At 60.3% G+C, this 24,841-nt stretch carries 25 protein-coding genes; 12 read left to right on the top strand and 13 right to left on the bottom strand.

Annotated features, from left to right (window positions below):
• The first annotated feature begins 28 nt into the window (after positions 1-28).
• Both ACYZT7_RS31110 and ACYZT7_RS31105 read left to right on the top strand, forming a co-directional pair.
• Positions 29-580: a disulfide bond formation protein B gene (locus ACYZT7_RS31110; protein WP_462039443.1), complete on the top strand. Its 552-nt coding sequence runs from the start codon at positions 29-31 to the stop codon at positions 578-580.
• 179 nt (positions 581-759) lie between these two features.
• A complete protein-coding gene (locus ACYZT7_RS31105) occupies positions 760-1,218 on the top strand; it encodes an Rsd/AlgQ family anti-sigma factor (RefSeq protein WP_033053386.1) in 459 nt (152 codons plus the stop codon).
• 62 nt (positions 1,219-1,280) lie between these two features.
• On the opposite strand, the gene ACYZT7_RS31100 is transcribed toward ACYZT7_RS31105, so the two are convergent.
• Positions 1,281-1,946 carry an FKBP-type peptidyl-prolyl cis-trans isomerase gene (locus ACYZT7_RS31100; protein WP_462039442.1) on the bottom strand — a complete coding sequence of 222 codons (666 nt, stop codon included), beginning with the start codon at positions 1,944-1,946 and terminating at the stop codon, positions 1,281-1,283.
• A 192-nt stretch (positions 1,947-2,138) separates the two neighbouring features.
• Between ACYZT7_RS31100 and ACYZT7_RS31095 the strand changes: the two genes are divergently transcribed.
• Positions 2,139-3,227 (top strand): AlgP family protein, encoded by a 1,089-nt coding sequence (locus ACYZT7_RS31095; protein WP_462039441.1) that lies wholly within the window; start codon positions 2,139-2,141, stop codon positions 3,225-3,227.
• Here ACYZT7_RS31095 and ACYZT7_RS31090 read toward each other — a convergent pair.
• Positions 3,224-3,688, bottom strand: a complete 465-nt coding sequence (locus tag ACYZT7_RS31090; RefSeq protein WP_462039440.1) for a TIGR02444 family protein — start codon at positions 3,686-3,688, stop codon at positions 3,224-3,226. The two genes, ACYZT7_RS31095 and ACYZT7_RS31090, sit on opposite strands and share 4 nt — an antisense overlap.
• 50 nt (positions 3,689-3,738) lie before the next feature.
• Here ACYZT7_RS31090 and ACYZT7_RS31085 point away from each other — a divergent pair, with 50 nt between their 5' ends.
• From ACYZT7_RS31085 to ACYZT7_RS31075, 3 genes are all read left to right on the top strand, one after another.
• Positions 3,739-5,649: an ATP-binding cassette domain-containing protein gene (locus ACYZT7_RS31085; protein ID WP_462039439.1), complete on the top strand. Its 1,911-nt coding sequence runs from the start codon at positions 3,739-3,741 to the stop codon at positions 5,647-5,649.
• Entirely contained in the window at positions 5,649-6,230 is a 582-nt protein-coding gene (locus tag ACYZT7_RS31080) for a mechanosensitive ion channel domain-containing protein (protein ID WP_462039438.1), read from the top strand. Before ACYZT7_RS31085 ends, ACYZT7_RS31080 begins: the two co-directional genes overlap by 1 nt.
• A gap of 115 nt (positions 6,231-6,345) precedes the next feature.
• Entirely contained in the window at positions 6,346-6,978 is a 633-nt protein-coding gene (locus tag ACYZT7_RS31075) for a LysE family transporter (RefSeq protein ID WP_462039437.1), read from the top strand.
• A gap of 96 nt (positions 6,979-7,074) precedes the next feature.
• Here ACYZT7_RS31075 and ACYZT7_RS31070 read toward each other — a convergent pair whose 3' ends face one another.
• The 4 genes from ACYZT7_RS31070 to ACYZT7_RS31055 are packed head-to-tail and all read right to left on the bottom strand — an operon-like array spanning position 7,075 to position 10,230.
• Positions 7,075-7,818 carry a penicillin-binding protein activator LpoB gene (locus ACYZT7_RS31070; protein WP_462039436.1) on the bottom strand — a complete coding sequence of 248 codons (744 nt, stop codon included), beginning with the start codon at positions 7,816-7,818 and terminating at the stop codon, positions 7,075-7,077.
• A 3-nt stretch (positions 7,819-7,821) separates the two neighbouring features.
• Positions 7,822-8,409, bottom strand: coding sequence for a penicillin-binding protein activator LpoB (lpoB, locus tag ACYZT7_RS31065; protein WP_309676329.1), 588 nt, complete (start codon positions 8,407-8,409; stop codon positions 7,822-7,824).
• Between the two features lie 39 nt (positions 8,410-8,448).
• Positions 8,449-8,820 carry a YcfL family protein gene (locus ACYZT7_RS31060; protein WP_462039435.1) on the bottom strand — a complete coding sequence of 124 codons (372 nt, stop codon included), beginning with the start codon at positions 8,818-8,820 and terminating at the stop codon, positions 8,449-8,451.
• Positions 8,821-8,835: 15 nt separating this feature from the next.
• Positions 8,836-10,230 (bottom strand): COG3014 family protein, encoded by a 1,395-nt coding sequence (locus ACYZT7_RS31055; protein ID WP_462039434.1) that lies wholly within the window; start codon positions 10,228-10,230, stop codon positions 8,836-8,838.
• A gap of 331 nt (positions 10,231-10,561) precedes the next feature.
• On the opposite strand from ACYZT7_RS31055, the gene ACYZT7_RS31050 reads away from it, so the two are divergent.
• Both ACYZT7_RS31050 and ACYZT7_RS31045 read left to right on the top strand, forming a co-directional pair.
• Positions 10,562-12,460 carry an FTR1 family protein gene (locus tag ACYZT7_RS31050; protein WP_462039433.1) on the top strand — a complete coding sequence of 633 codons (1,899 nt, stop codon included), beginning with the start codon at positions 10,562-10,564 and terminating at the stop codon, positions 12,458-12,460.
• A gap of 29 nt (positions 12,461-12,489) precedes the next feature.
• Positions 12,490-12,945, top strand: coding sequence for a YaiI/YqxD family protein (locus ACYZT7_RS31045; protein ID WP_462039432.1), 456 nt, complete (start codon positions 12,490-12,492; stop codon positions 12,943-12,945).
• 104 nt (positions 12,946-13,049) lie between these two features.
• On the opposite strand, the gene elbB is transcribed toward ACYZT7_RS31045, so the two are convergent.
• A complete protein-coding gene (elbB, locus tag ACYZT7_RS31040; RefSeq protein ID WP_462039431.1) occupies positions 13,050-13,718 on the bottom strand; it encodes an isoprenoid biosynthesis glyoxalase ElbB in 669 nt (222 codons plus the stop codon).
• A 115-nt stretch (positions 13,719-13,833) separates the two neighbouring features.
• Here elbB and ACYZT7_RS31035 point away from each other — a divergent pair, with 115 nt between their 5' ends.
• Positions 13,834-15,069 (top strand): sterol desaturase family protein, encoded by a 1,236-nt coding sequence (locus tag ACYZT7_RS31035; RefSeq protein ID WP_462039430.1) that lies wholly within the window; start codon positions 13,834-13,836, stop codon positions 15,067-15,069.
• Here the strand turns inward: ACYZT7_RS31035 and ACYZT7_RS31030 are convergent.
• A complete protein-coding gene (locus tag ACYZT7_RS31030; RefSeq protein WP_462039429.1) occupies positions 15,050-15,673 on the bottom strand; it encodes a DedA family protein in 624 nt (207 codons plus the stop codon). The genes ACYZT7_RS31035 and ACYZT7_RS31030 overlap by 20 nt on opposite strands.
• 208 nt (positions 15,674-15,881) lie before the next feature.
• On the opposite strand from ACYZT7_RS31030, the gene hemB reads away from it, so the two are divergent.
• Positions 15,882-16,895 (top strand): porphobilinogen synthase, encoded by a 1,014-nt coding sequence (gene hemB, locus ACYZT7_RS31025; RefSeq protein ID WP_218439308.1) that lies wholly within the window; start codon positions 15,882-15,884, stop codon positions 16,893-16,895.
• A gap of 18 nt (positions 16,896-16,913) precedes the next feature.
• Positions 16,914-19,136 (top strand): polyphosphate kinase 1, encoded by a 2,223-nt coding sequence (gene ppk1 / locus ACYZT7_RS31020; protein ID WP_462039428.1) that lies wholly within the window; start codon positions 16,914-16,916, stop codon positions 19,134-19,136.
• A gap of 169 nt (positions 19,137-19,305) precedes the next feature.
• Here the strand turns inward: ppk1 and ppx are convergent, their stop codons facing one another.
• From ppx to ACYZT7_RS30995, 5 genes are all read right to left on the bottom strand, one after another.
• Positions 19,306-20,808, bottom strand: coding sequence for an exopolyphosphatase (gene ppx, locus ACYZT7_RS31015; RefSeq protein WP_462039427.1), 1,503 nt, complete (start codon positions 20,806-20,808; stop codon positions 19,306-19,308).
• Positions 20,809-21,011: 203 nt separating this feature from the next.
• Positions 21,012-21,749, bottom strand: a complete 738-nt coding sequence (locus ACYZT7_RS31010) for an amino acid ABC transporter ATP-binding protein (RefSeq protein ID WP_462039426.1) — start codon at positions 21,747-21,749, stop codon at positions 21,012-21,014.
• Entirely contained in the window at positions 21,736-22,386 is a 651-nt protein-coding gene (locus ACYZT7_RS31005; RefSeq protein ID WP_462039425.1) for an amino acid ABC transporter permease, read from the bottom strand. Before ACYZT7_RS31005 ends, ACYZT7_RS31010 begins: the two co-directional genes overlap by 14 nt.
• Positions 22,383-23,051, bottom strand: coding sequence for an amino acid ABC transporter permease (locus ACYZT7_RS31000; RefSeq protein WP_462039424.1), 669 nt, complete (start codon positions 23,049-23,051; stop codon positions 22,383-22,385). The genes ACYZT7_RS31005 and ACYZT7_RS31000 overlap by 4 nt, the downstream gene beginning before the upstream one ends.
• Before the next feature lie 21 nt (positions 23,052-23,072).
• Positions 23,073-23,858 (bottom strand): transporter substrate-binding domain-containing protein, encoded by a 786-nt coding sequence (locus tag ACYZT7_RS30995; RefSeq protein WP_462039423.1) that lies wholly within the window; start codon positions 23,856-23,858, stop codon positions 23,073-23,075.
• Between the two features lie 256 nt (positions 23,859-24,114).
• Between ACYZT7_RS30995 and ACYZT7_RS30990 the strand changes: the two genes are divergently transcribed.
• Positions 24,115-24,822, top strand: a complete 708-nt coding sequence (locus ACYZT7_RS30990; protein WP_462039422.1) for a FadR/GntR family transcriptional regulator — start codon at positions 24,115-24,117, stop codon at positions 24,820-24,822.
• The last annotated feature ends 19 nt before the right edge of the window (positions 24,823-24,841 follow it).

Genomic DNA, 24,841 nt, shown 5'->3' with positions numbered 1-24,841 from the left:
CGCCTGTCTCTACTGTTACGGAAATGCCATGTCTTTGGCCTGCTCACGCTCCTTGTTTTTCATGGCTTTCATTGCAGGTGCCCTGGCCCTGGGCGTGTCCTATTACCTGGAATATGCAGTCGGCCTCAAGCCTTGCGGGTTGTGCCTGTTACAGCGGTTTTCCCTCGCGTTACTCACGGGTACCTGCCTGATGGCTTCGGTGCATGGGCCGGGCCGCTTCGGGACTTTTCTGTATTGGATGCTCGGTCTGTTTTGCAGTCTGGCGGGTACGGTCATGGCGTGGCGGCAGGTATTGCTGCAGAGCGATCCAATGCATCAGCTGTTGACGTGCTCGCCCAGTCTGGCTGTTCAGTACGAGGATATGCCTTGGTTGTGTCAGGCCACGCAGATGTTTAAAGGGGATGCGGAGTGCGCGGAGATTTCCTGGACACTGTTCGACCTGAGCATTCCTGAATGGAGTCTGCTGTTCTTCATGGCGATGACAACTCTGGGGATTTATCAGCTGCTGCGCGTTGTCTGGAAAGCCTGTCAGCGACCGCTCAGCGGCGAGTTGTCACACCGGGCGCTGACGGGTGATTAAACACTTGTATGAACTTTATCTCCTGCGTACCTTGAAGCCATTGTCGCGCGGGCATAATCTGGCCCGCACGTGTCATTGGAATTATGTTGCTCGAATGACGCTCTGCCTGGCCGACACTTGACCTTCAAGTGTGGCGACGGGTGTAGGGCAGCATGACCCACAAGGGAAGAGAGATCACCATGCTCGAAAGTTGTCAGAATGCTCAGGAACGTTGGGGTGGAGTGCATCTGCTGATCGATCGCTGGTTGCAGGAGCGTCACGAACTGGTTCGGGCCTATGATGCTCTCGGCGCCAAGCCTGAGGCACTGGGTGAGAACCGTAAGCCGTTGCAGGAATTCTGCGGCGTGCTGGTCGATTACGTGTCTGCCGGGCACTTCGAGATCTACGAACAGCTGACCGGCGAAGCCAAAGCGTTTGGTGACACTCGCGGGCTCGAGCTGGCCGAGACCATCTACCCTCGTATCGACGTCATCACCGAGAAGCTGCTCGCGTTCAACGACCTGTGTGATGCAGGTCAATGCGTGGCAGAGAAATTCAAAGAGCTGGGTGGCCTGTTGCACGAACGCTTCGAACTGGAAGACTGCCTGATCGAAGTGCTGCACACCGCTCACAAGGAAGAGGACCCGGTTCAGGCCTGAACCCCTTCCTGCAAGACCTCCAAAAACGGTGCGCTATGCGCGCCGTTCTTCGTTCCCGGTATTCAGCCTTTGGCACCGCGCAATTCGACTTCGAATACCAGTGGTGTAAACGGCGCAATCAGGTCGCCGGCACCCTCGGCGCCATAGGCTTCGGCCGATGGAATCACCAGGCGCCATTTCGCGCCGACCGGCATTTGCTGCAACGCGCTGCGCCATCCGCTGATCACGCTGTCGAGACTGAACCACTGCGGCTGACTGTTCTGATCGAACACTGTGCCATCGGGAAGGCGGCCCACATACAGCACTTGGACTTTGCCGTTGGGGCCGGCTTTGGCACCAGTGCCCGGCGCCAACTCCGTCAGCAATATTCCATCTGCCAGCTCACGAACGCCCGGTTTGGCTTTTTCCTCGTCGAGAAACGCCCGCTCTTTTTGGAGCGCGATTTCGCTTTGCGGCAGGGTTGGTTGCAAGGCGGCCTGGGCTTCGTGCTCGGCAAGGATCTGTTCGATCTGCTCATCTTTCAACGCCAGGGGTTTGCCTTGATAGGCTTGTTGCAAACCTTCGATCAGCGCCTGAAGTTGCAGATCAGGAACCTCCTGGCGCAGGCGTTCGCCGAGGCTCGCGCCCAGGCTGTAAGAGAGATCGTGAGTGTCATTTCCTTTGGTTTTTTCGGCGGCCTGGGCCACGGAAAAAAACACGCACAGTGATAAAAAAAGGTAGCGCGACATGGGCACTCTCCGACCTGAGATGCGCAGGATTATGCCAGTGTGAATGCGCTCAACGGTGAACTGGTTTTGCGCGGGCGCAGAAGAATTTCAATCCGTTGCAACGCAGCGCTTTGGATACTGTCAACATGCCCTAGCGGCGGTAGCAGCAGAGGTCTAGTATGAGCCGCACCCACGTCAGCCAGGAGGTAAACCATGTCGGCCACCAAGAAGCCAGTAAATACTCCGTTGCACTTACTCCAACAACTCTCGGGCAGCTTGCTCGAGCATCTGGAAAACGCTTGTTCCCAAGCCATGGCTGATGCTGAAAAACTGCTCGCCAAACTGGAAAAGCAGCGCGGAAAAGCGCAGGAAAAACTGCACAAGTCCCGTACCAAATTGCAGGACGCTGCGGCGGCCGGCAAGGCCAAGGCACAAACCAAAGCCAAGGGCGCGGTGAAGGAGCTTGAGGACCTGCTCGATGCCCTCAAGGATCGTCAATCGGAAACTCGCAGCTACATTCTGCAACTCAAGCGCGATGCTCAAGAAAGCCTGAAATTGGCCCAGGGCGTCGGTCGTGTACAAGAGGCTGTCGGCAAGGCGTTGTCCCTGCGTTCGGCCAAGCCTGCTGCGGCTCCCGCCAAAAAAGCCGCTGCCAAACCGGCTGCTGCAAAAGCACCGGCAAAGTCTGCTGCGGCTCCTGTCAAGAAAGCTGCGGCTGCCAAAGCACCGATGAAAGCCGCAGCAAAACCAGCAGCAAGAAAAGCAGTCGCTGCCAGCGCTGCGAAACCGGCTGCTAAAACGACGGCTGCCAAGCCTGCCGCAGTCAAATCTGGTGCTGCAAGAACGGCCGCTGCCAAACCCGCCGTGGCGAAAACCGCGGCAGCAAAACCAGCTGCAAAAACGGCCGCTAAACCCGCAGCAAGACCAGCAGCCAAAACTGCAGCGGCGAAACCTGCTGCCAAGCCAGCCGCCAAATCTGTCGCGGCTAAAACCGCTGCAAAACCTGCTGCGAGAACCGCGACCAAACCCGCTGTAAAAGCAGCGGCCAAGCCGGCCGCTAAACCAGCTGCCAAACCGGCCACCGCCAAACCGGCTGCCAAGCCAGCGGCGGCGAAGCCAGCTGCAAAACCAGCAGTGAAAAAACCTGTTGCCGCCAAGCCGGCCGCCGTGCCAGTTGCCAAGCCAGCCAACCCGGCTCCGGCAGCAACGTCTGCTTTAGCAGCAGCCACCTCGACAGCCACGCCAGCGCCAACGCCGGCCGCCGCATCGATCGCAGCAACCACCCCAACCAGCGCTTCCTAAGTGCCGGTTGCCGCGACGCGCAGCTGATGCAGCGCGTCGCGGTCCAGGTGGCCGGCGCCTGCCGTCACACCTTCCAGCCAGGCCGATAGATCGGTGGCCTCACCTTGCGGCCAACTCTGCGCCGATCGCTCCAGTCGCAACAACAGATGTCGTTCGGCCTCGAGCTCCAATGCCTTCACTTGTTCGCGCAACGTAGCCAGCTCGGCATCCTCAGTCGCGGCCGCTTTCCATTGCATGCGCAATGCTCGCAGCGGTTGAACGACATCGGTATCCCAGGGCTCGGCCACATTGCGAAGTAGCTGCAATCGCTGCTCGTTACAGGCAACACCCCGCTGTGCCAGCCACAATCCACCCAGCAGCAAGCACACATTCACGCCCGCCGCCTGTAATCGCAGGCATGCGTGTTCAACGCCGGGACGGGCGTAAGTACTAAGGGAAAAGCTCCACAGGTCAGAGGACATAGTGCTACTCGCGCCAGTTGCGAGCGAAGCTGGTAGACTCCGCCGCCATTATGATTCGACTTCAGAACCTGACTTTACAGCGTGGCCCGCAACGTCTGCTAGAAGACGCCGAGCTGACCCTGCACGCCGGCCACAAAGCCGGCCTCATCGGTGCCAACGGCGCCGGCAAATCGAGCCTGTTCGCCTTGCTTCTGGGTGACCTGCACCCGGACTCGGGTGATTGCTTCCTGCCGGTGGACTGGCGCATCGCCCACATGCGCCAGGAGATCGACACCCTCGATCGCGTGGCGGTCGACTATGTGCTCGATGGCGACCTGCGACTGCGCGAGGTGCAACGCGACCTCGCCGCAGCCGAAGCGGCCCATGACGGTGCCGCTCAGGCCCGCCTGCACTCCGAGCTCGACAGCGCCGACGGTTACACCGCCGACGCCCGAGCGCGCAAGTTGCTGGCGGGGCTTGGGTTCACCAACGAGCAAATGGATCGCCAGGTAGGAGATTTCTCTGGTGGTTGGCGGATGCGTCTGAACTTGGCGCAGGCTTTGATGTGCCCCTCGGACCTTCTGCTACTCGACGAACCGACCAACCACTTGGACCTCGACGCCATCATCTGGCTCGAAGAATGGCTCAAAAGCTATCCCGGCACCTTGATGCTGATTTCCCACGACCGGGACTTCCTCGATGCCGTGGTCGATCACGTAGCTCACGTCGATCAGCGCAAGATCACCCTGTATCGCGGTGGTTACAGCGCCTTCGAACGCGCCCGTGCCGAACGTCTGGCCCAGCAACAGCAGGCCTACGAGAAGCAACAGGCGCAACGTGCGCACATGGAAAGCTACATCGCCCGCTTCAAGGCCCAGGCCACCAAGGCCCGTCAGGCCCAGAGCCGGATCAAGGCCCTGGAGCGGATGGAAGAACTGTCCGCCGCCCACGTCGATTCGCCGTTCGATTTCGTCTTCCGCGAATCGGTGAAGATCTCCAGCCCGCTGATTGACCTGTCTGATGCTCGGCTGGGTTATGGCGACAAAGCCGTGCTGGAAAAGGTCAAGCTGCAACTGACCCCCGGTGCACGGATCGGTTTGCTCGGCCCGAACGGCGCCGGTAAATCGACCCTGATCAAAAACCTTGCCGGTGAACTCGAGCCGTTGTCCGGTCGATTGACCCGTGGCGAGAACACCGTCGTCGGTTACTTCGCCCAGCATCAGCTGGATTCGCTCGACTCCAAGGCCAGCCCGTTGCTGCATATGCAGCGCCTGGCGCCGACCGAGCGCGAGCAGACCCTGCGCGATTTCCTTGGCGGTTTCGACTTCCGTGGCGCGCGGATCGATGAGCCGGTGCTGAATTTCTCCGGTGGCGAGAAGGCTCGCCTGGCGCTGGCGCTGATCGCCTGGGGCCGGCCGAACTTGCTGCTGCTCGACGAACCGACCAACCACCTGGACCTGGAAATGCGCCTGGCGCTGACCATGGCGCTTCAGGAGTTCAGCGGCGCGGTACTGGTGGTCTCCCACGATCGCCATTTGCTTAAAAGCACCACCGACAATTTCTACCTGGTGGCGGACGGCAAGGTCGAGGAGTTCGACGGCGACCTGGAAGATTACACCCGTTGGCTGGTGGACTACCGTCAGCGCAATGCGCCCGTCAGCAACACCCCGGTAAACCCTGACAAGACCGACAAGAAGGCCCAGCGCCAGGCCGCCGCTGCGTTGCGTCAGCAACTGGCGCCGCACAAGCGTGAAGCTGACAAGCTCGAAGCCGAGCTGGGCAAGCTGCACGAGAAACTGGCGAAGATCGATACCCGCCTCGGCGACAGCGACATTTACGAACCGGCGCGCAAAAACGAATTGCGTGATCTGCTGGCCGAACAGGCCAAACTGAAGGTACGTGAAGCCGAACTGGAAGAAGCCTGGATGGAAGCGCTGGAATTGCTCGAAAGCATGCAGGCGGAGCTGGAGGCGCTGTCCTGATGGAAGCCTTCAAGCTGCCATTGCCTGCCGTGTGGATTGAGCCGATCTGGCTCTTTGTGCAAATCCTGCTGATTCTGTTGGCGGGATATGTCGCCCAGCGCTGCGTCGCCAAGTGCCTGACTCGCCTGGGTGAGCGGTATCCGTTTCCACCGCAATTGCTGATGCCGCTGCGCGGTGGTCTGCGCTGGCTGATCATGGGCAGTGCGCTGATCTTCGTACTGGAACGCCTGGGGGTGTCGGCGACGGTGCTCTGGACCGCGTTGTCCGGGTTTGTCGCGGTAGCGGCAGTGGCGTTCTTCGCGATGTGGAGCGTGCTCTCCAATCTGCTGTGCGCGATCCTGATCTTCACCGTCGGCCCGTTCCGCCTTGGCGACGTGGTCGAGTTGGTGGACACCACCGACAAGCCTGGCGTCAAAGGCCGGGTAGTGGCGATCAATCTGCTCTACACCACGCTGATCGAAGCCGAAGAACTCGGCACCGGCAGCGCGATGGTGCAAGTGCCCAACAGCCTGTTCTTCCAGCGCTCGGTTCGACGCTGGCGCGGCAACGATGTATTCCCTTCCAGCAGTTTCGAAAAGTAGCCGAAATGCCGACTACGCTGGTCGGCAGCTGTATTGCCCTGCAAAAAATCGGTAGTCATCGGTCCAAAGCCGCATTAGCTTAGACGTCTGTCACGAGTCTGAGTCGAGGTGTGCGATGGTGCTTCAAACATGGCTGGCGTTTTTTGCCGCCTGCTGGGTGATCAGTCTGTCTCCCGGTGCCGGCGCCATTGCGTCGATGTCCAGCGGTCTGCGATACGGTTTCTGGCGCGGTTATTGGAACGCCCTGGGCCTGCAACTGGGACTGGCGTTGCAGATTGCGATTGTCGCCGCCGGTGTCGGGGCAATTCTCGCGGCGTCGGCCACCGCTTTCTACGCGATCAAATGGTTTGGCGTGGCCTATCTGGTTTACCTGGCGGTCAAGCAATGGCGCGCGCTGCCCAATGACATGAGCGACGACGCGGCAGTCCGGCAAATTGGCAAACCTATGGCACTGGTGTTCCGGGGTTTTCTGGTGAACGTCAGCAACCCCAAGGCGTTGGTGTTCATGCTCGCGGTGCTGCCGCAATTCATTGATCCTCAGGCACCGCTGGTGGCGCAGTACCTGATCCTCGGTGTGACCATGATCTGCGTCGACCTGATCGTCATGGCCGGTTACACCGGGCTGGCTTCCAGGGTGTTGCGCCTGTTGCGCACGCCCAAGCAGCAAAAACGCATGAACCGCACCTTTGCCGGGCTGTTCATTGGTGCGGCGGCATTCATGGCGACCCTTCGCAAAGCGGCGGTGTAAAACCGTCAGACACAAAAAAGGCGACCCCTAGGGTCGCCTTATCGTTCCCACGCTCTGCGTGGGAATGCCTCCAGGGACGCTCCGCGTTCGGCACTATCAGCGCAGAATGACCGGCGCTGTGTCCGCTGGCAGGTGATTGCGCAGCGGGGCTTGGCCCGGCTGTTCGTAACCGCCGCCACCGAGCTGTTGGCTCAGTTGCCCCGCCACGTCTTCCCCCAAGGACTTGGACACGTCTCGCACCACCCGCGGGCGGTTCAGCGAGACACGGATGTCCCGATGGTTCATCAGTTTGGTGTCCTGCCCTTCGCCCATCGCTGTGAAGGCCGAGGTGATTTCGAAGGTCTTGGTGTTGATCAGGCTGAAATCCGCCACCAGGGTCAACGCCAGCACCGCCGAGTAGCTGTCGGTGTTGGCGAGCTCGTTGATGTCGTTGTTGAAGTCGATGTCCGATACGGTGCCGAACAACACGTAGTCGGCACCTTTGAAGTTGCCGGCCTTGATCCGCTTGATCACGTCATAGACGTCACCCTTGGACGCCGATGTATAAGGCGTGCCCTGGACCAGCTGGAACATGCCGGTACGAAGAATCTCGCCCTTGATGTCGCCGGTGAATTTGCGCAATTCACCTTGTTCGATGTAGCTGGTGGTGGCTTCGATTTCGTTGTAACTCGAAGACCCGCTGGCGCTGTAGTGGTTTGCCTGGAAGTTGTTCTGCGCCGAAACGATGTGGATGTACTGCTCCACGCGCTCCTGGTACGCCAGGTCCGTCACCGCGACTTTCGGGGCCGCTTGCACGCTGAACGCGCAGGCCAGGGCCATCATGCCAATCCATGCGCGCATTGATTAACGCTCCGTGGTCTTGCGGATTTCTTTCTCGTCCATCCACTCGGCCAGACCGCTTTCAACGTCAATCAGTTGCAGGCTGAATTTGTAGAAGACGTCCTTGTAGTCGCTGCTGCGCTTGACGATCGAGCTGATCGAACCTTCGATGCGGTATTTGGCGGCGATCATGTTGCCGGTCTTGGCCACCGTGTTCTTCTTGTACAGACCGCTCTGGTTTTGCAGCTTGAGCTGGTCGACCTGGCTCTGCATGGCAGTGTTGTCGCTGGCGAAACGGGCGGTGCCGGTCTTCATCAACTGAGTCTTGATGCTGGTGGTGATTTCACGCGTGTCGATGTACTCGCTGGTCTTATTCTTCACGTCGTAGACCTGAACCACCGGACGGCCCTGCAGAATGCCGGACTGGGCCAGGGAGCGGGTCATGGATTCAGCGATCATCTGCAGGTCGGTGGAACCGAACTCGTTGGTCACGGTTTCCACAGCCTTGGTGTCGCCGTAGCTGATGTTTTTGCTGCCCAGCGTTGGCGAAGTGTTAGCGCAACCGCTGGCCAGAAGGGCGATAACGGCGATGAACGAAAAGCGTGCAAACATGGGAATGCTCTCTAGAACTGAACGAATAGGGTGTCGGGCTTAAGGCGTTTTGATTTCGAGACGGAAATCCACGGCTTTGGCGGTTGGCGCGATCGCCTGAATGAAGCTGGTCTGCTCGCCGTACATCATCTGGCTTTTCCAGGTTTCTTCTTCGGCGACGGGGAAGCCTTCAGGGCCGAGCCAGGCAAAACGGTAGTAGAAGGTCTTGTTGTTGAAGCTGGTGTTGCTCAGCTGCGCATTGACCGTCATGAAACCGTTTTCCCGGGCTACGCGCATGGCGCCGACCACGATGTTCTTGAGCTTGCCCATGGCCACGACCTTGCTGGCGGCGCTGCCAGGCTCCGGCGGTGGCGGGGTGGCGCACCCGGCCAACAAGGCCAGGGCGACGACAGTGATGAGTTTGAAACGCATGCAAAGACTCCGTTCTTAAGGTTTGAGGCTGGCCACGGCGGTCGGGTTGGTGCTCGGGATCACGTGCGCGGCCAGACCGCTGGCGAACACCTGATTGCCCACGGCGCGCAGGCTGATGACCTGGTAACGCTGATCGACGGTGATCTTGACCACCGAACCGCCCACGGCGCTCGGCAGGGTGACTTGGTGCTCACCTTTCTTCAGGCGCAGACGCACCACTTGCGTGTAGTCCGGCAGGGTACGCCACGTACGGGTATCGGCACCTTCGAGCACGGCTGAAGTGATACCGACTGCCAGGCCCGCCAGCGGGTTGGTTTCATTGATCTGCTTCTGCGCTACGCCTTTGGTCACGGCGCGCACGGTGGTGCGCAGGATGATGCCCGGCATGTCGTCACGCAGGGCGCGGCGGGACATGGCGGTGGTGCTGTTGAGTTGCGTCAGGTTCAGTTGCTGACCGTCCACGCCAATCTGGGTGAGCGTGGCGGTGGAGGTGTCCGGCTTGATGATCGGGAACGACAGCGGGGTGATCACCAGATTGCCGCTGATCGGCAGAGGCAGGGGCACGCGGATCGAGTCCCGGGAGGGTGCCAGGCCGCTTTGCACGACGATCAGGATGTCGCTGTCCTCGTTCTTGCCACTTGGCTTGTCGAGATTCACCAGCGCCTGTTCCAGCAACGGGGTGTTCGGGCGCAGTTCGGCGGCTTTGCGATAGCCCGGTGCGGCCAGGTCTTTTTCACCCAGGGCTTCGTAGACGAAGCCGGCCAGGTAGTGGCTGAACGCACTCTGGTAGCTGTTTTTCAGGCTGACCACTTCCGGTGCGTCGAGGCTGGCGACCGGGTAGCCCTGCAAATCCTTGTACTGGGTTTTTACGCCCTCTTTCTCGGCTTGCTCTTCGCTCTTGAGGTATTCCTTGTCGCGCAGGTCGGCGATCACGGCTTCCCGTTCGTGGGTCTTCTTGATCGACATGCGCGCGCCGTCGAAGTCGTTGACCGCCAGCAGGTTGAGGGCCATCTGCGTGGTCAGCATGACTTTTTCGTAGTCGTAGCCTTCGTAGCGACGGACTTTGTCGTTCACCACGAAACTGCCGAACTGGGCGAGGTATTTGCCGGTATCAAGCTTGACCGAGTCTTCCCATTTGCCAACCACTTGATCGGCACTGGTCCAGGCGTTCTGGCTGCCGGACAGGTCACCTTTGGCGCGCAGCAATTCACCTTTCTCGAAGTAATAGAGCAGGTCTTTGTCCGGGCTGGAGTTGTTCTTTTCCAGCAGAGTCAACGCGGCATCGACATTGCCGGCGGCCAGTTGCTGGTTGGTTTGGGCCAGTTCGGAATCGTAATTGCGAAAGGCCGAACAGCCGGAGAGCAAGGTGACGGCGCTGAGCGCGATCGAGGTAAGGGCGCGGGATGCCATGGCGGGTACTTCTTCCCTGAACGTAAGCAGCCGCAAATGCTGGTCGGGCTGATGGGACCTACTGGCGGGGATGTTGGCCTCCTGCCAATTCCTCATAACAAGAGGAGCTTAAATGCCGTATCGCGATAACGAGGGCGCGGCATTATAAGCAGGGATGCTGGCTATGTAATGGCTTTTTAGTTGCGCTTTTTCACGGAGTGCCACTATGGTTCGGAAGCGCGAACCTAAGCAGCCGATCACAAGCCGTGCCGATCACCGCACAACAAAGCTTGAGTGAAAGTCATTGGAAGTGAACAATGTGTTACTTCGTATTTCCAATTGAGATTCATTCATGACTGCCCCGTCCCGTTTCCTGGCCTGGCTGGTGTTGCCGCTGTTTGCCTTGTGCAGTTTCAATCTGTTGGCTGACACCGTGGAAGGCGCGCCGCAAGCGTTGCATTTGCTCGATTACATCGGCGCGGATTACCCGCAAACGGTGCAAGCGGGCAAGGTCATTGATGAGTCCGAATACCAAGAGCAGCTCGAATTTATCAAGGTACTGCAAGGCTTGATCGCCGCGATGCCGGCCAAACCGGAAAAAGCCGGACTGGAGCAGGGCGTCAGCACGCTGCGCAACGCGATCACTGCGCGTCAGGACGGCGCGGACGTCGGTCGCCAGGCACGGCAACTCGGCGCCAGGCTGGCCGTGGCCTATGAGGTCAGCCAGGCGCCGATCATTACGCCGGATCCGACCCGTGGTGCGCCGCTGTACGCTCAGCATTGTTCGGTTTGCCACGGTGACGCGGGTGCCGGGGATGGTCCGGCGGGTGTCGGTCTGATGCCGCCGCCGGCCAATCTGCGTGATGCGGCGCGGCTGGATCACCTGAGCCTCTACGCGATCTACAGCACCTTGGGCCTCGGTGTCGAAGGCACCGACATGCCGGCCTTCGCCGATCAGATGGACGATCGTCAGCGTTGGGATCTGGCGACTTACATCGCCAGCTTCAGCGCCGACCCGGCTGCTGCAAAATCCGAAAAGACCTACAACATCGCCGACCTGGCCCGTCAGACTCCCGCAGAAGTGCAGGCCGCCGAGGGGCCGCAAGCGGCGGCGACCTTCCGTGCGCAGCGGGCGCAACCGCCGCAGGTCAAGCGTGGCCCGGCGCAATTGCTCGACTACACCGCCGCGACCCTGGACAAGAGCATGGCAGCCTACCGTGCCGGCGATCACGATCAGGCCTATGACCTGTCGGTGGCGGCTTATCTGGAGGGTTTCGAACTGGTCGAAAGCTCGCTGGATAACGTCGACGCCAACGTGCGCAAAGACACTGAAAAATCGCTGATGGCATACCGTCAGTCGTTGCAGGATGGTTTGCCGGTGGCCCAGGCCCAGCAGCGTCTGGACGCGGCCAAGGCCAAGTTGAAGGAATCCGCCGGCCTGCTGGGCAGCGATGGTTTGAGCTGGTCCCTGAGCTACATTTCCGGTTTGTTGATTCTGTTGCGCGAAGGTTTGGAAGCGATTCTGGTGCTGGCGGCGATTCTCGCGTTCTTGCGCAATACCGGCCAGCAATCGGCAGTGCGCAGCGTCAACGTCGGTTGGGGGCTGGCGCTGCTGGCGGGTCTGGCGACCTGGGCGTTGGCGGCGTACGTGATCGATGTCAGCGGCTCGCAACGCGAATTGCTGGAAGGTGCGACGGCGTTGTTTGCCGCTGTCATGGTGCTTTGGCTCGGCGTGTGGATGCACGATCGTCGTCACGCGGCGGCCTGGCAGGATTACATCAAGAGCAGCCTGGTGGGCGGCGGTGGGCGTTTCGGGTTTGCGACGCTGGCGTTCTTCTCGGTGTATCGCGAACTGTTTGAAGTGATTTTGTTCTACGAGACCCTGTGGCTGCAGGCAGGTCCAGCGGGCCATAACGCGGTGTTGGCGGGTGGTGCGACGGCGTTGGTGTTGCTGGTCGGCCTGGCCTGGGTGATTCTGCGTGGCTCGGCGAAACTGCCGCTGTCGCTGTTTTTCAGCATCAACGCCGGTTTGCTGTGCGCGCTGTCGGTGGTGTTTGCTGGGCACGGCGTGAAGGCGTTGCAGGAAGCCGGGATTTTCGGCACCCGACCGGTGCCGTTCTTTGACTTCGACTGGCTGGGCATCCACGCTGATGCGTATTCGCTGAGTGCTCAGGTCGTGGCGATCATGGCGATCATCGTGCTGTACAGTCGCAGCCGGATGGCCGAGAAGCGGCGGGTGCCGGCTTCCTGACCGAGTGATCCTTTAAAAGGAAAAACACAATGCGTGTCTGGATCGATGCCGACGCCTGCCCCCGGGCGGCCAAGGATCTGGTGGTGAAGTTCGCCCTCAAGCGCCAGTTCGAAGTGGTGTTGGTAGCCGGACAGCCGCAGATCAAACCGGGTTTGGCCCTGGTGAAGCTGATCGTGGTGCCAAGCGGTCCGGATGCCGCAGACGATTATCTGGTGGAATACGCGGTCCCCGGCGAATTGGTGATCTGCAGCGATGTGCCGCTGGCCGATCGTCTGGTGAAAAAGGGCGTTGCGGCGCTGGATCCACGGGGCAAAGAGTTCGATGCGCAGAACATGGGCGATCGGTTGGCGGTGCGTAACCTGTTCACCGATCTACGTGAACAGGGGCAGATGAGCGGCGGGCCAGCGCCGTTTGGCGAGCGTGAAAAGCAAGCGTTTGCCAATGCGCTGGACCGGATCCTCACGCGACTTTCCCGCAAAACCTGAACCTTGTGGGAGCGAGCTTGCTCGCGATTGGGGCGGAACATTCAACATTGATGTCGACGGTCAGACCGCTATCGCGAGCAAGCTCGCTCCCACAGGGGTCTGTGTCAGGCGTCGTTTTCGTGGGTCAATTCCAGAACACGGTCGACCAGCTTGTTGATACCCGAAGCTGCTTCACTGATGCTCTGCGCCAGCATGTACGCCGGGGTGCTCACCAGTTTGCGTGCTTTGTCTTCAACGATGTCAGTGACCGCGCAATCTTTGTGGGTGGCGCCCATCTTGTTCATGGCGGCTGCTGTGTCGGCGTCGTTGCCGATGGTGCAGGTTACGCCCGGTCCATAGATCTTCGCCGCCAGCGCTGGCGAAATGCAGATCAACCCCACCGGTTTGCCCGCTTCGGCAAACGCTTCGGTCAAAGCAAGGACATCCGGTTGCACGGTGCAGCCAGCGCCTTCGATGGCAAAGTTCGACAGATTTTTGGCCGCCCCGAAACCACCGGGCACGATCAGCGCGTCGAAGTCGTCGACGCTCGCTTCACGGATATCCTTGATGTTGCCCCTTGCGATCCGCGCCGATTCCACCAGTACGTTGCGCGACTCGGGCATTTCTTCGCCGGTCAGATGGTTGATCACATTTAACTGCGCGATGTTCGGTGCGAAACACTGTACCAGAGCGCCGCGCTGGTCCAGACGCAGCAGGGTGATCACGCTTTCGTGGATCTCGGCGCCGTCGTACACGCCACAGCCGGATAGGATCACTGCAATTTTTTTGCTCATGGGCTTTTCTCCAGATTCATGGCGTTAAATGTCCACTAATTTGTCACTCGTTGCCATAGGGTTAATTCGCGGCTACACCTAGGATCTGTCCTCAAGATTCCGATCAGGGCGCGTCATGGACTTCATTCTGTATGCGGTGCCGTTTTTCTTTGTGCTGATTGCCGTCGAACTGCTGGCCGACCGTTGGCGTGGAGTGAGCAATTATCGCGTGGCGGATGCGATCAACAGCATGAGTACCGGCGTGTTGTCGACCACCACCGGCCTGCTGACCAAAGGCGTCGGCCTGGTCACGTACGCATTTGCCCTCAAGCATTTGGCGCTGTTCGAACTCTCTGCCGACAGTGTCTGGGTCTGGGTGTTTGCCTTCGTCCTCTACGACTTTTGCTATTACTGGCTGCATCGCATGGGCCATGAACGCAACATCCTCTGGGCGGCGCATTCGGTGCATCACCAGAGCGAGGATTACAACCTGTCCACGGCGCTGCGTCAGACCAGTACCGGCTTCCTGCTGAGCTGGATCTTCTACCTGCCGATGGCCGTGCTCGGCGTGCCGCTGCTGGTGTTCATCAGCGTCGCCGCGCTGAACTTGCTGTACCAATTCTGGGTGCATACCCAACACATTCCCAAGCTCGGCTGGTTCGAGTGGTTCTTCGTCACGCCGTCCAATCATCGGGCTCATCATGCACAGAACGCTCTCTACATGGATCGCAACTACGGCGGGGTGTTCATTATTTGGGACCGTCTATTTGGCTCGTTCCAGGAAGAGGACGATAACGAACCGGTGATTTTCGGCGTGACCACGCCGCTGGCGAGCTGGAATCCGTTGTGGGCGAACGTGCAGTTCTACGCGCAGCTGTGGGATGACGCGCGGCGTGCGCAAAGCAAATGGGACTCGCTGCGCATCTGGTTCATGCGCACCGGTTGGCGGCCGGCGGACGTGGCGGCCAGGTACCCGATGAACAAGCCAGACCTGAGTCAGTTCCGTAAATTCGAAGTGCCGCTGGACGGGCGTCAGCAGCTTTACGTCGTGTTGCAGTTCTGCGTCTACATCGCGCTGGGCAGCTACTTGATGAACCTGGAGCAGAGTTTGCCAACCGCCGCGCTGGTGCTCGGCTGGAGTGCCGTGGCGCTGGGCTTGTTTACGTTGGGCGTGGCCCTGGAGAATCGCCCGTGGGCGCTGAAGCTGGAGCTGCTGCGCCTGGCGTCGAATGTGCCGCTGGTGTGGCTGGCGCCGGTCGTTGGGCTGTGGCCGGCCAGCGTAGTGGGCTGGATCGGCTTGCTCAGTTACAGCCTGCTCAGCGGGATCGGTCTCTACTGTTGCAGAAACCGTTTCACTCGGCTGGCGTCTTAGTCTCGTTAGACTTGGCCAACTCGGCCTGCTCGTCGGCGTAGATCTTCTTCGCCAGACGGGCATTCTTGAAACGCCGGCGCAGCCACAGGCACAGGCCCAGTACCAGCAGGGCACCGAGCACCCACAGCTCGTACTTCTTGACGCTGCCGAGCATGCCTTCGAGTACCGCGCCGAAGTGATAAGCGGCAGCAGCCAGTGCGGCTGCCCAGATCGCTGCACCAATGCCGTTAAGTAGCAAATAACGTCCCGGCGGATAGCCCGACAGGCCGATCGCCACCGGCATCACCGTGCGCAGGCCATAGACAAAGCGGAAGCTCAGCACCCAGATGTCCGGGTGCCTGCGGATATGTTCCAGCGCCCGGTCGCCCATCAATTGCCAGCGCGGTTTGCGCGCCAGCAACTTGCGGCCGTGCTTGCGCCCCAGGAAATACCACAGCTGATCACCGGCATAACTGCCGAGGAACGCCACGAGCATGACCACTTTGAGGTCCATGTATCCGCGGAACGCGAGGAAGCCTGCGAGCACCAGAATGGTTTCGCCTTCGAAAAACGTGCCGAGAAAGAGGGCGAAGTAGCCGAATTCCTGAAGAAATTGTTGGAGCATTGTCTGGATGCTGGCGAAATGAACGCGCAGCCTAACCCTTCGGGAACATTCATGAAAGTGTCCAAATGTGTCTCGACGTGAACATTTCCTACAAGGACAATGGAATGCGGCTACGTGACGCAGGGATGCACACAACTGTCATACGTTGGTCATAATGGCCGCTTATAACTGTCACGCTCGCCCGCCAGTGCGGGCTCAGGAGTCTGCCGTGAGCTTTACCCCCGCCAACCGTTTGTTTCCAGCAACCCGCCTGCGTCGCAACCGTCGTGATGATTTTTCGCGTCGACTGGTCCGTGAAAACGTTCTGACCGTCGATGACCTGATCCTGCCGGTGTTCGTGCTGGACGGTGAAAACCGTCGCGAAGCGGTGGCGTCGATGCCAGGCGTCGAGCGCCTGACCATCGATCTGTTGCTTGAAGAAGCGGCCAAGTGGGTCGAGCTGGGGATTCCAGCCTTGGCGTTGTTCCCGGTGACGCCGCCGGAGCTCAAGTCTCTGGACGCCGCCGAAGCCTGGAACCCGAACGGGATCGCCCAGCGCGCCACCCGTGCGTTGCGTGCGCAGTTCCCGGAACTGGGTGTGATCACCGACGTCGCCCTGGACCCGTTCACCACCCATGGTCAGGACGGCATCCTCGACGAAGAAGGCTACGTGCAGAACGACATCACCGTCGACGCACTGGTCAGGCAGGCGCTGTCTCACGCCGAAGCTGGCGCTCAGGTAGTGGCCCCGTCGGACATGATGGACGGTCGCATCCAGGCGATCCGCGAAGCGCTTGAACTGGCCGATCACGTCAACGTGCGGATCATGGCCTACTCGGCGAAGTACGCCAGCGCCTATTACGGCCCGTTCCGCGATGCGGTCGGTTCGGCGCTGAACCTGGGCAAGGCCAACAAGGCCTCCTATCAGATGGACCCGGCCAACAGCAACGAAGCCCTGCATGAAGTGGCGGCGGACTTGTCAGAAGGCGCGGACATGGTCATGGTCAAGCCAGGCATGCCGTATCTGGACATCCTCTACCGGGTCAAAGAAGAATTTAAAGTGCCGACCTTTGTTTATCAGGTCAGCGGTGAATACGCCATGCACATGGCGGCGATTCAGAATGGCTGGTTGAGCGAAGGGGTTATCCTCGAATCCCTGACCGCTTTTAAACGTGCAGGCGCTGATGGCATCCTGACTTACTTTGCCGTCCGTGCTGCTCAATTGTTACGAGAGCAAAAATAGCCCTCCCAGGAACATTCGATGAATACCGAAGTACTCACTGACGTTGCCGTGAAAGACGCTCAACCGGTGGTGGAGCAAATCGCCGAAACCCCGCCGGAACTGGAGCCTGCTCCACCCGCGGTGGTGGCCGAACCCGCACATGCGGCGCCGGCGATTGCCATTCCCGGCCTGGATGACAGCAGCCTCTACATCCATCGCGAGCTCTCGCAACTGCAGTTCAACATCCGCGTGCTGGAACAGGCGCTGGACGAGTCCTACCCGTTGCTGGAGCGGCTGAAGTTTCTGCTGATCTTCTCCAGCAACCTGGACGAGTTCTTCGAGATTCGTGTGGCCGGCCTGAAGAAGCAGATCACCTTCGCCCGTGAACAGGCTGGCGCCGATGGCCTGCAACCGCATCAGGCCCTGGCCCGCATCAGTGAGCTGGTACACGGTCACGTTGACCGCCAGTACGCGATCCTCAACGACATTCTGTTGCCGGAACTGGAAAAGCATCAGGTCCGCTTCATCCGCCGGCGTCACTGGACCACCAAGATCAAAACCTGGGTGCGCCGCTATTTCCGCGACGAGATTGCGCCGATCATTACCCCGATCGGCCTCGACCCGACGCACCCGTTCCCGTTGCTGGTGAACAAGAGCCTGAACTTCATCGTCGAGCTCGAAGGTATCGACGCCTTCGGCCGCGATTCCGGTCTGGCGATCATCCCGGCGCCACGTCTGCTGCCGCGCGTCATCAAGTTGCCGGAAGAAGTCGGCGGCTCTGGCGACAACTACGTGTTCCTGTCGTCGATGATCCACGCTCACGCCGATGACCTGTTTCAGGGCATGAAGGTGAAGGGCTGCTACCAGTTCCGCCTGACCCGTAACGCCGACCTTTCCGTCGACACCGAAGATGTAGAAGACCTGGCCCGCGCCCTGCGCGGCGAGTTGTTCTCCCGTCGCTACGGTGACGCGGTGCGTCTTGAAGTTGCCGACACCTGCCCGAAACAGTTGTCCGACTATTTGCTCAAGCAGTTCAACCTGCACGAAACCGAGCTGTACCAGGTCAACGGTCCGGTCAACCTGACCCGCCTGTTCAGCATCACCGGTCTGGACAGTCAGCGTGAGCTGCAATACATGCCGTTCACCCCGCAGATCCCGAAACTGCTGCAGAACAGCGAGAACATTTTCAGTGTGATCAGCAAGCAGGACATCCTGTTGCTGCACCCGTTCGAGTCGTTCACACCGGTGGTCGACCTGCTGCGCCAGGCGGCCAAGGACCCGCATGTATTGGCGGTCCGTCAGACCCTGTACCGCTCCGGCGCCAACTCGGAAATCGTCGATGCGCTGGTCGATGCGGCGCGTAACGGCAAGGAAGTCACCGCGGTGATCGAATTGCGGGCACGGTTCGACGAAGAGTCCAACCTGCAACTGGCCAGCCGTCTGCAGGCGGCCGGTGCGGTGGTGATTTACGGCGTGGTCGGCTTCAAGACCCACGCCAAGATGATGCTGATTTTGCGTCGCGAAGCCGGTGAGATTGTCCGTTACGCCCACTTGGGTACCGGCAACTACCACGCGGCGAACGCCCGTCTGTACACCGACTACAGCCTGCTGACGTCCGACGACGCCTTGTGCGAAGACGTCGGCAAACTGTTCAGCCAGTTGATCGGCATGGGTAAAACCCTGCGCATGAAGAAGCTGCTGCACGCGCCGTTCACACTGAAGAAGGGCATGCTCGACATGATTGCCCGCGAGACCCAGTTCGCCCTCGACGGCAAACCGGCGCACATCATTGCCAAGTTCAACTCGCTGACCGATCCGAAGATCATCCGCGCGTTGTACAAGGCCAGTCAGTCCGGGGTGCGTATCGATCTGGTGGTGCGTGGCATGTGCTGCCTGCGTCCGGGCATTGCCGGGGTTTCGCATAACATCCACGTGCGCTCGATCATCGGGCGCTTCCTGGAGCACACCCGGGTCTTCTACTTCCTCAACGGCGGAGATGAGCAGATGTTCCTGTCCAGTGCCGACTGGATGGAGCGCAACCTCGACAAGCGCGTCGAGACTTGCTTCCCGGTCGAGGGCAAGAAGCTGATCATGCGGGTCAAGAAAGAGCTGGAGCTTTATCTCACCGATAACACTCACAGCTGGAGCTTGCAGGCGGACGGCCGTTACATCCGCAACACGCCGACCGGCAACCAGAACCCGCGCAGTGCACAGGCTACGCTGCTGGAGCGTTTGGGTAGCCCGATTCTGACCGTTCGTTAACGCGCAAAACCTGTGGGAGCGAGCTTGCTCGCGATAGCGGACTGTCAGCCAACATTGATGCCGACTGATACGACGCTATCGCGAGCAAGCTCGCTCCCACAGGGGGTAATGCGTCGTCTGCTGAATCGCGGACATAAAAAAGGCCTTCCGAAGAAGGCCTTTTTCAATTTCAGCGAACGTTGAGCACAAAGCCAACCCGGGTCAGCCATTCCGCTTCCAGACCGAAGTCAGCCTGGGTCAGCTGGTTTTCGTCCAGCCAGTTTTCCGGGAACAACACATCCAGGCTGTCGCCATTGGCGTGCAGCACGACCTGAGGCATTTCCTGGGTGCCGCGGATGTGATGGAACAAGATCGCAAAGCGCAGCAGCACGCACAGGCGAATCAGCTTGATGCCTTCATCGCCGAACTCGGCAAACTTGTCCCGGGGAATATTGCGTCGGTGGCCACGCACCAATAGCGCGAGCATTTGCTGGTCTTCGCGAGAGAACCCGGCCAGGTCCGAGTGCTCGATCAGGTAGGCGCCGTGCTTGTGGTAGTGATAGTGAGCGATGTCCAGGCCCACTTCATGGACCTTGGCCGCCCAGCCGAGCAATTCGCGCCAGACGCCGTCATCCAGATCCCAATCCTCAGCCACTTGATCGAAGGCATGCAACGCCTTGCGCTCAACGCGCACCGCTTGTTCCAGATCGACGTGATAACGCTCCATCAACGAGCTGAGCGTGCGCTCACGGACGTCTTCGTGATGATGACGGCCCAGCAGGTCATAGAGCACACCTTCGCGCAGGGCGCCTTCACAGTGGTCCATGCGTTGCAGTTCGAGCGCGTCGAAGATCGCTTCGAGAATTGCCAGGCCCGCCGGGAAGATCGCCCGACGGTCGGGCTTGATGCCTTCGAAGTCAATCTTCTCGGCGTCGCCGAGTTTGAACAGCTTGCGCTTGAGCCAGGCCAGGCCTTCGGCATTGACCTCGCCAGTGCCATGCCCACCGGCCTTCAACGCCAGACCGATGGCGCGAATGGTGCCCGAGGAGCCGATGGCTTCGTCCCAGGTCAGGCGGTGCAGGGCGTGTTCGATGCTCATGATTTCCAGCCGCGCCGCCGTGTACGCCTGGGCGTAGCGGGCCGGGGTGATCTTGCCGTCCTTGAAATAGCGCTGGGTGAAACTCACGCAGCCCATTTGCAGGCTTTCGCGCAGCAGCGGTTCGAAGCGCTGGCCGATGATGAATTCGGTACTGCCGCCGCCGATGTCGGCCACCAGGCGCTTGCCCGGGGTGTCGGCGAGGGTGTGGGAAACGCCGAGGTAGATCAGACGCGCTTCTTCACGGCCGGAGATGACTTCCACCGGGTGGCCGAGAATTTCTTCGGCGCGGTGGATAAATTCGGCGCGGTTGCGCGCTTCACGCAGGGCGTTGGTGCCGACGATCCGCACGGCGCCGGTCGGCATACCGCTGATCAGTTGGGCGAAACGCTTCAGGCAATCGAGCCCGCGTTGCATGGATTCTTCGCTGAGCTGGCGCTCATCGTCGATGCCGGCGGCCAGCTGAACCTTCTCCCCGAGACGTTCGAGAATACGGATTTCGCCGTTTTGGGCCTTGGCCACGACCATGTGAAAGCTGTTGGAGCCCAGGTCAATTGCGGCGATCAGGGACAGATTCTTGGCTTGAGATTGCGGCATGGTCAGGGGGTCTCGGTCGTTAACCTCGACATCGTGCCACGATCAAACGCTGCCGCCAACGCGCAGTGACCGCTTCGCGGTCAATCGCGAGCAAGCTCGCTCCCACAGGGTTCTGTGTTGCCCCAACTCCTGCTGCAGCGCATAACCATAGATGTGGGAGCGAGCTTGCTCGCGATGAGGGCCTTCCAGCCACTAAAGATCCTTCAGCCTGCCGCTTCGACGGTGCCAATGAAATTCGCCAACTCCGCGGTCTGCGGGTTGGCAAACAAAATCTTCGGATCCCCCACCTCATGCACCTTCCCCTGATGCATAAACACCAACTTATCCCCAACCTCCCGGGCAAAGCGCATCTCATGGGTGACCATAATCAACGTCATCCCTTCCTTCGCCAGTTGCCGAACCACGCTCAGCACTTCGTTGACCAGCTCCGGATCCAGCGCCGAAGTAATCTCATCGCACAGCAAGACCTTCGGCGACATTGCCAGCGCCCGCGCAATCGCCACCCGCTGTTGCTGCCCGCCAGACAGCCGATCCGGGAAGGCATCGAATTTCTCCCCCAGCCCGACCCGCTCCAGCATCACCCGCGCGAGTTCGGCGGCTTCGGCTTTCGGCACTTTCTGCACCACTTGCGGCGCGAGCATCACGTTCTCGCCGACCGTCAGGTGCGGGAACAGGTTGAACTGCTGAAACACCATCCCGACTTTCTGGCGCAAGCTGCGCAGATCGGCACGGGCGGCGTCGAGGTAGTCGCCGTCGACTTCGATCACGCCATCGTTGATCGATTCCAGGCCATTAAGGGTGCGCAGCAACGTGGATTTTCCCGAGCCGCTGCGGCCGATGATCGCCACCACCTGGCCTTCCTCGACGCTCAGGTCGATGCCTTTGAGCACATGGTGGTCGCCGTAATATTTATGCAGGGCGGAAATTCTAAGCAGAGGCATGCAGTCTCCTTTCCAGGTAGCGCGCACTGAGGGACAAGGGGTAGCAGAGCAGGAAATAGCCGAGGGCCACGAGGCCGTAGACCATGAACGGTTCGAAGGTCGCGTTGGCGAGCATGCCGCCGGTCTTGGTCAGTTCGGTGAAGCCGATGATCGAGGTGACGGCGGTGCCTTTGACCACTTGCACCGAGAAGCCCACGGTCGGCGCCACGGCGATCCGCAACGCTTGCGGCAGGATCACGTAACGCAGTTGCTCCAGCGGGTTGAGCGCCAGGCTCGACGAGGCTTCCCACTGGCCGTTGGGGATCGAATCGACGCAACCACGCCAGATCTCCGCCAGGTAAGCGCTGGTGAACAGCGTCAAGGCAACCGCCGCCGCCATCCACGGTGAAATCTCCACGCCGGCCAACGCCACGCCGAAGAACACCAGAAACAGCTGCATCAACAGCGGCGTGCCCTGGAACAGTTCGATGTAGGTACGGGCGAAGTTGCGCGGCAGGGATTTTTTCGAAATCCGCATGACCATGATCAGCAAGCCGATCAACCCGCCGCCGATAAATGCCACCAGCGACAGCGCCAAGGTCCATTGCAGGCCCGTGAGCAGGTTGCGCACGACGTCCCAGAAAGTGAAATCGCTCATTGGCTGCTCCTTGCAATGTAGCGGCGGCCGATCCAGTTCAGCAACTGGCGGATCAGGAGCGCCATGCACAGGTAGATCAGCGTGGTCAGGGCGTAGGTTTCAAAGGCGCGGAAGTTGCGCGACTGAATGAAGTTGGCGGCGAAGCTCAGCTCTTCCGTGGCGATCTGCGAACAGACCGCCGAGCCGAGCATGACGATGATGATCTGGCTACTCAGGGCCGGCCAGACCTTGCCCAGCGCCGGCAGCAGGATCACGTGGCGGAAAGCTTCGAAGCGCGTCATCGCCAGCGCGGCGGCTGCTTCCAGCTGACCGCGAGGGATCGCCTGAATGCCGGCACGGATGATCTCGGTGGAATAGGCGCCGAGGTTGATCACCATCGCAAGCACCGCTGCCTGCCACTCGGAAATCTGCACGCCCAGTGACGGCAGGCCGAAGAAGATGAAGAACAACTGCACCAGAAACGGCGTGTTGCGGATCAACTCGACGTAGATCCCGAAAATGCTGGCGAACGGGCGGATGTTCCACGCCCGCACCAGCGCCCCGACGATGCCCAGACCCACTCCGAGCACCGCGCCGATGGCCGTCAGTTCAAGGGTGAACAGTGCACCGCGCAGCAGCAGGTCGGTGTTTTGCACCACCGGTATGAAGTCGAACTGATAGGCCATATTAAGTCCCCCCTGCGGTGATCAGAGATCGGCCGGCAGCGGCTCTTTGAGCCAGGTCCGGGAGTTCTTCTCCAAGGCGCCATCGGTCTTGGCGGTGGCGAGGATCTGGTTGACCTTGCCCAGCAGCGCCGGCTCGTTCTTGTTCACGCCGATGTAGACCGGCGAATCCTTGAGCTTCACTTTCAGCGCCGGAATACGCTTCGGGTTGCGTTCGCTGATGGTCACCATCACCACGTTGCCGCTGGCGATCAGATCAACCTGGCCTGCGAGGTAGGCAGCGATCGTCGAGTTGTTGTCTTCGAAGCGCTTGATGGTCACGCCCTCAGGGGCAACTTTGGTCAGCTCGATGTCTTCGATGGCGCCACGGGTGACGCTGATGGTTTTGCCCTTGAGGTCGTCCAGGCCTTTGATGTCGGCCTCCGGCGGGCCGAACACCGCAAGGTAGAACGGCGCGTAGGCGCTGGAGAAGTCGATGACTTTCTCGCGCTCCGGGTTTTTGCCGAGGCTGGAAATCACCAGATCGACCTTGCCGGTGGTCAGGAACGGGATGCGGTTGGTGCTGTTGACCGGGGTCAGTTCGAGTTTGACCTTGAGTTGGTCGGCCAGCAGTTTTGCGGTATCGATGTCCAGGCCGCGCGGTTTCATGTCCGGGCCGACCGAGCCGAAGGGCGGGAAGTCCTGAGGCACGGCCACCTTGAGGACGCCGCGCTTGACCACATCCTCCAGACCGTCGGCATGGGCGGGCGCCTGGCTCAGCATCAGGCTGGCAAACAGGGCTGCGAGGAGGGCGCTGTAACGCTGGGTCATGGCAAATCTCCGAATCGGCGAGAAGTGAATTCTGCGGATCGACAGAGCATGGGCCGTGCCAATATCGGGTTTTGGGGGCGCAAGGTCACGGTTTTACTGGCGTTTCTCGGTCTTACTGGTCTGAACAGTCGTGCGCGGTTTCGCACCCCGATAGCGCATCCATGAAAATCTCCGAACCCCCATGGGGCACGACTTGCCGGGCGTCGCGAATAGCTTTACAACTAACCGCTCATTGGCCTGGTTCGTCTGAAAAACCATGAACTCGATCTCTCGCGCCGTACCTGAAGTGGCGCTGCAAGCCATCCGTAAACTGATCACCGAGCAAGGTTTCGGGCCGGGCGATGCTTTGCCCTCGCAACGGGATTTGGCGGTGCAATTGGGGGTCAGTCGAGCGTCGCTGCGCGAAGCGTTGTCGTCATTGAGCGCGCTGGGGGTCATCAGCATCCAGCCAGGCAAAGGTGTGTTCGTGCAGTCGCCGGTTGATTTGCCGCGTGGTGAGTCGACGCTGAGTTGGCCGTTCGCGGCCCAGGCCTCGCCGCTGGACATCTTCCAGTTGCGCTATGCCCTGGAAGGTTTTGCTGCCGGTTTGGCCGCGGTGACCCTGAGTACTCACGAACTCGATGCTCTGGAAGATAACGTCGCCGCCATGCGCATCGAATTGAAGGCCGGCGACTTCGAGGCAGCGGCGCGACTGGATTTCGAGTTTCACCGGCGCATCCTGCTGGCCAGCGGCAATCAGGCGATGCTGAGCATCCTGACGGCCAGCGCCGACATTTTTCTAGAGAGCCAAAAGCTACCGTTCATCCGGCCCGAGCGCGCCATGGAAACCTGGCAGGAACATCGAAAAATCCTCCGCGCGCTGGCCCGGCGGGCGTCTGGCGCGGCGCAGAAGGCCATGCACGAACATGTACGCAACGCCGCCCTGCGCACCGCAATTGCCTTCGTCGCTCCCACCACCTCGTGACTTGAGCTATACCCAAACT

Source organism: Pseudomonas sp. RT4P38, assembly GCF_054897765.1.
This window is presented reverse-complemented; position numbering and strand designations above follow the sequence as displayed.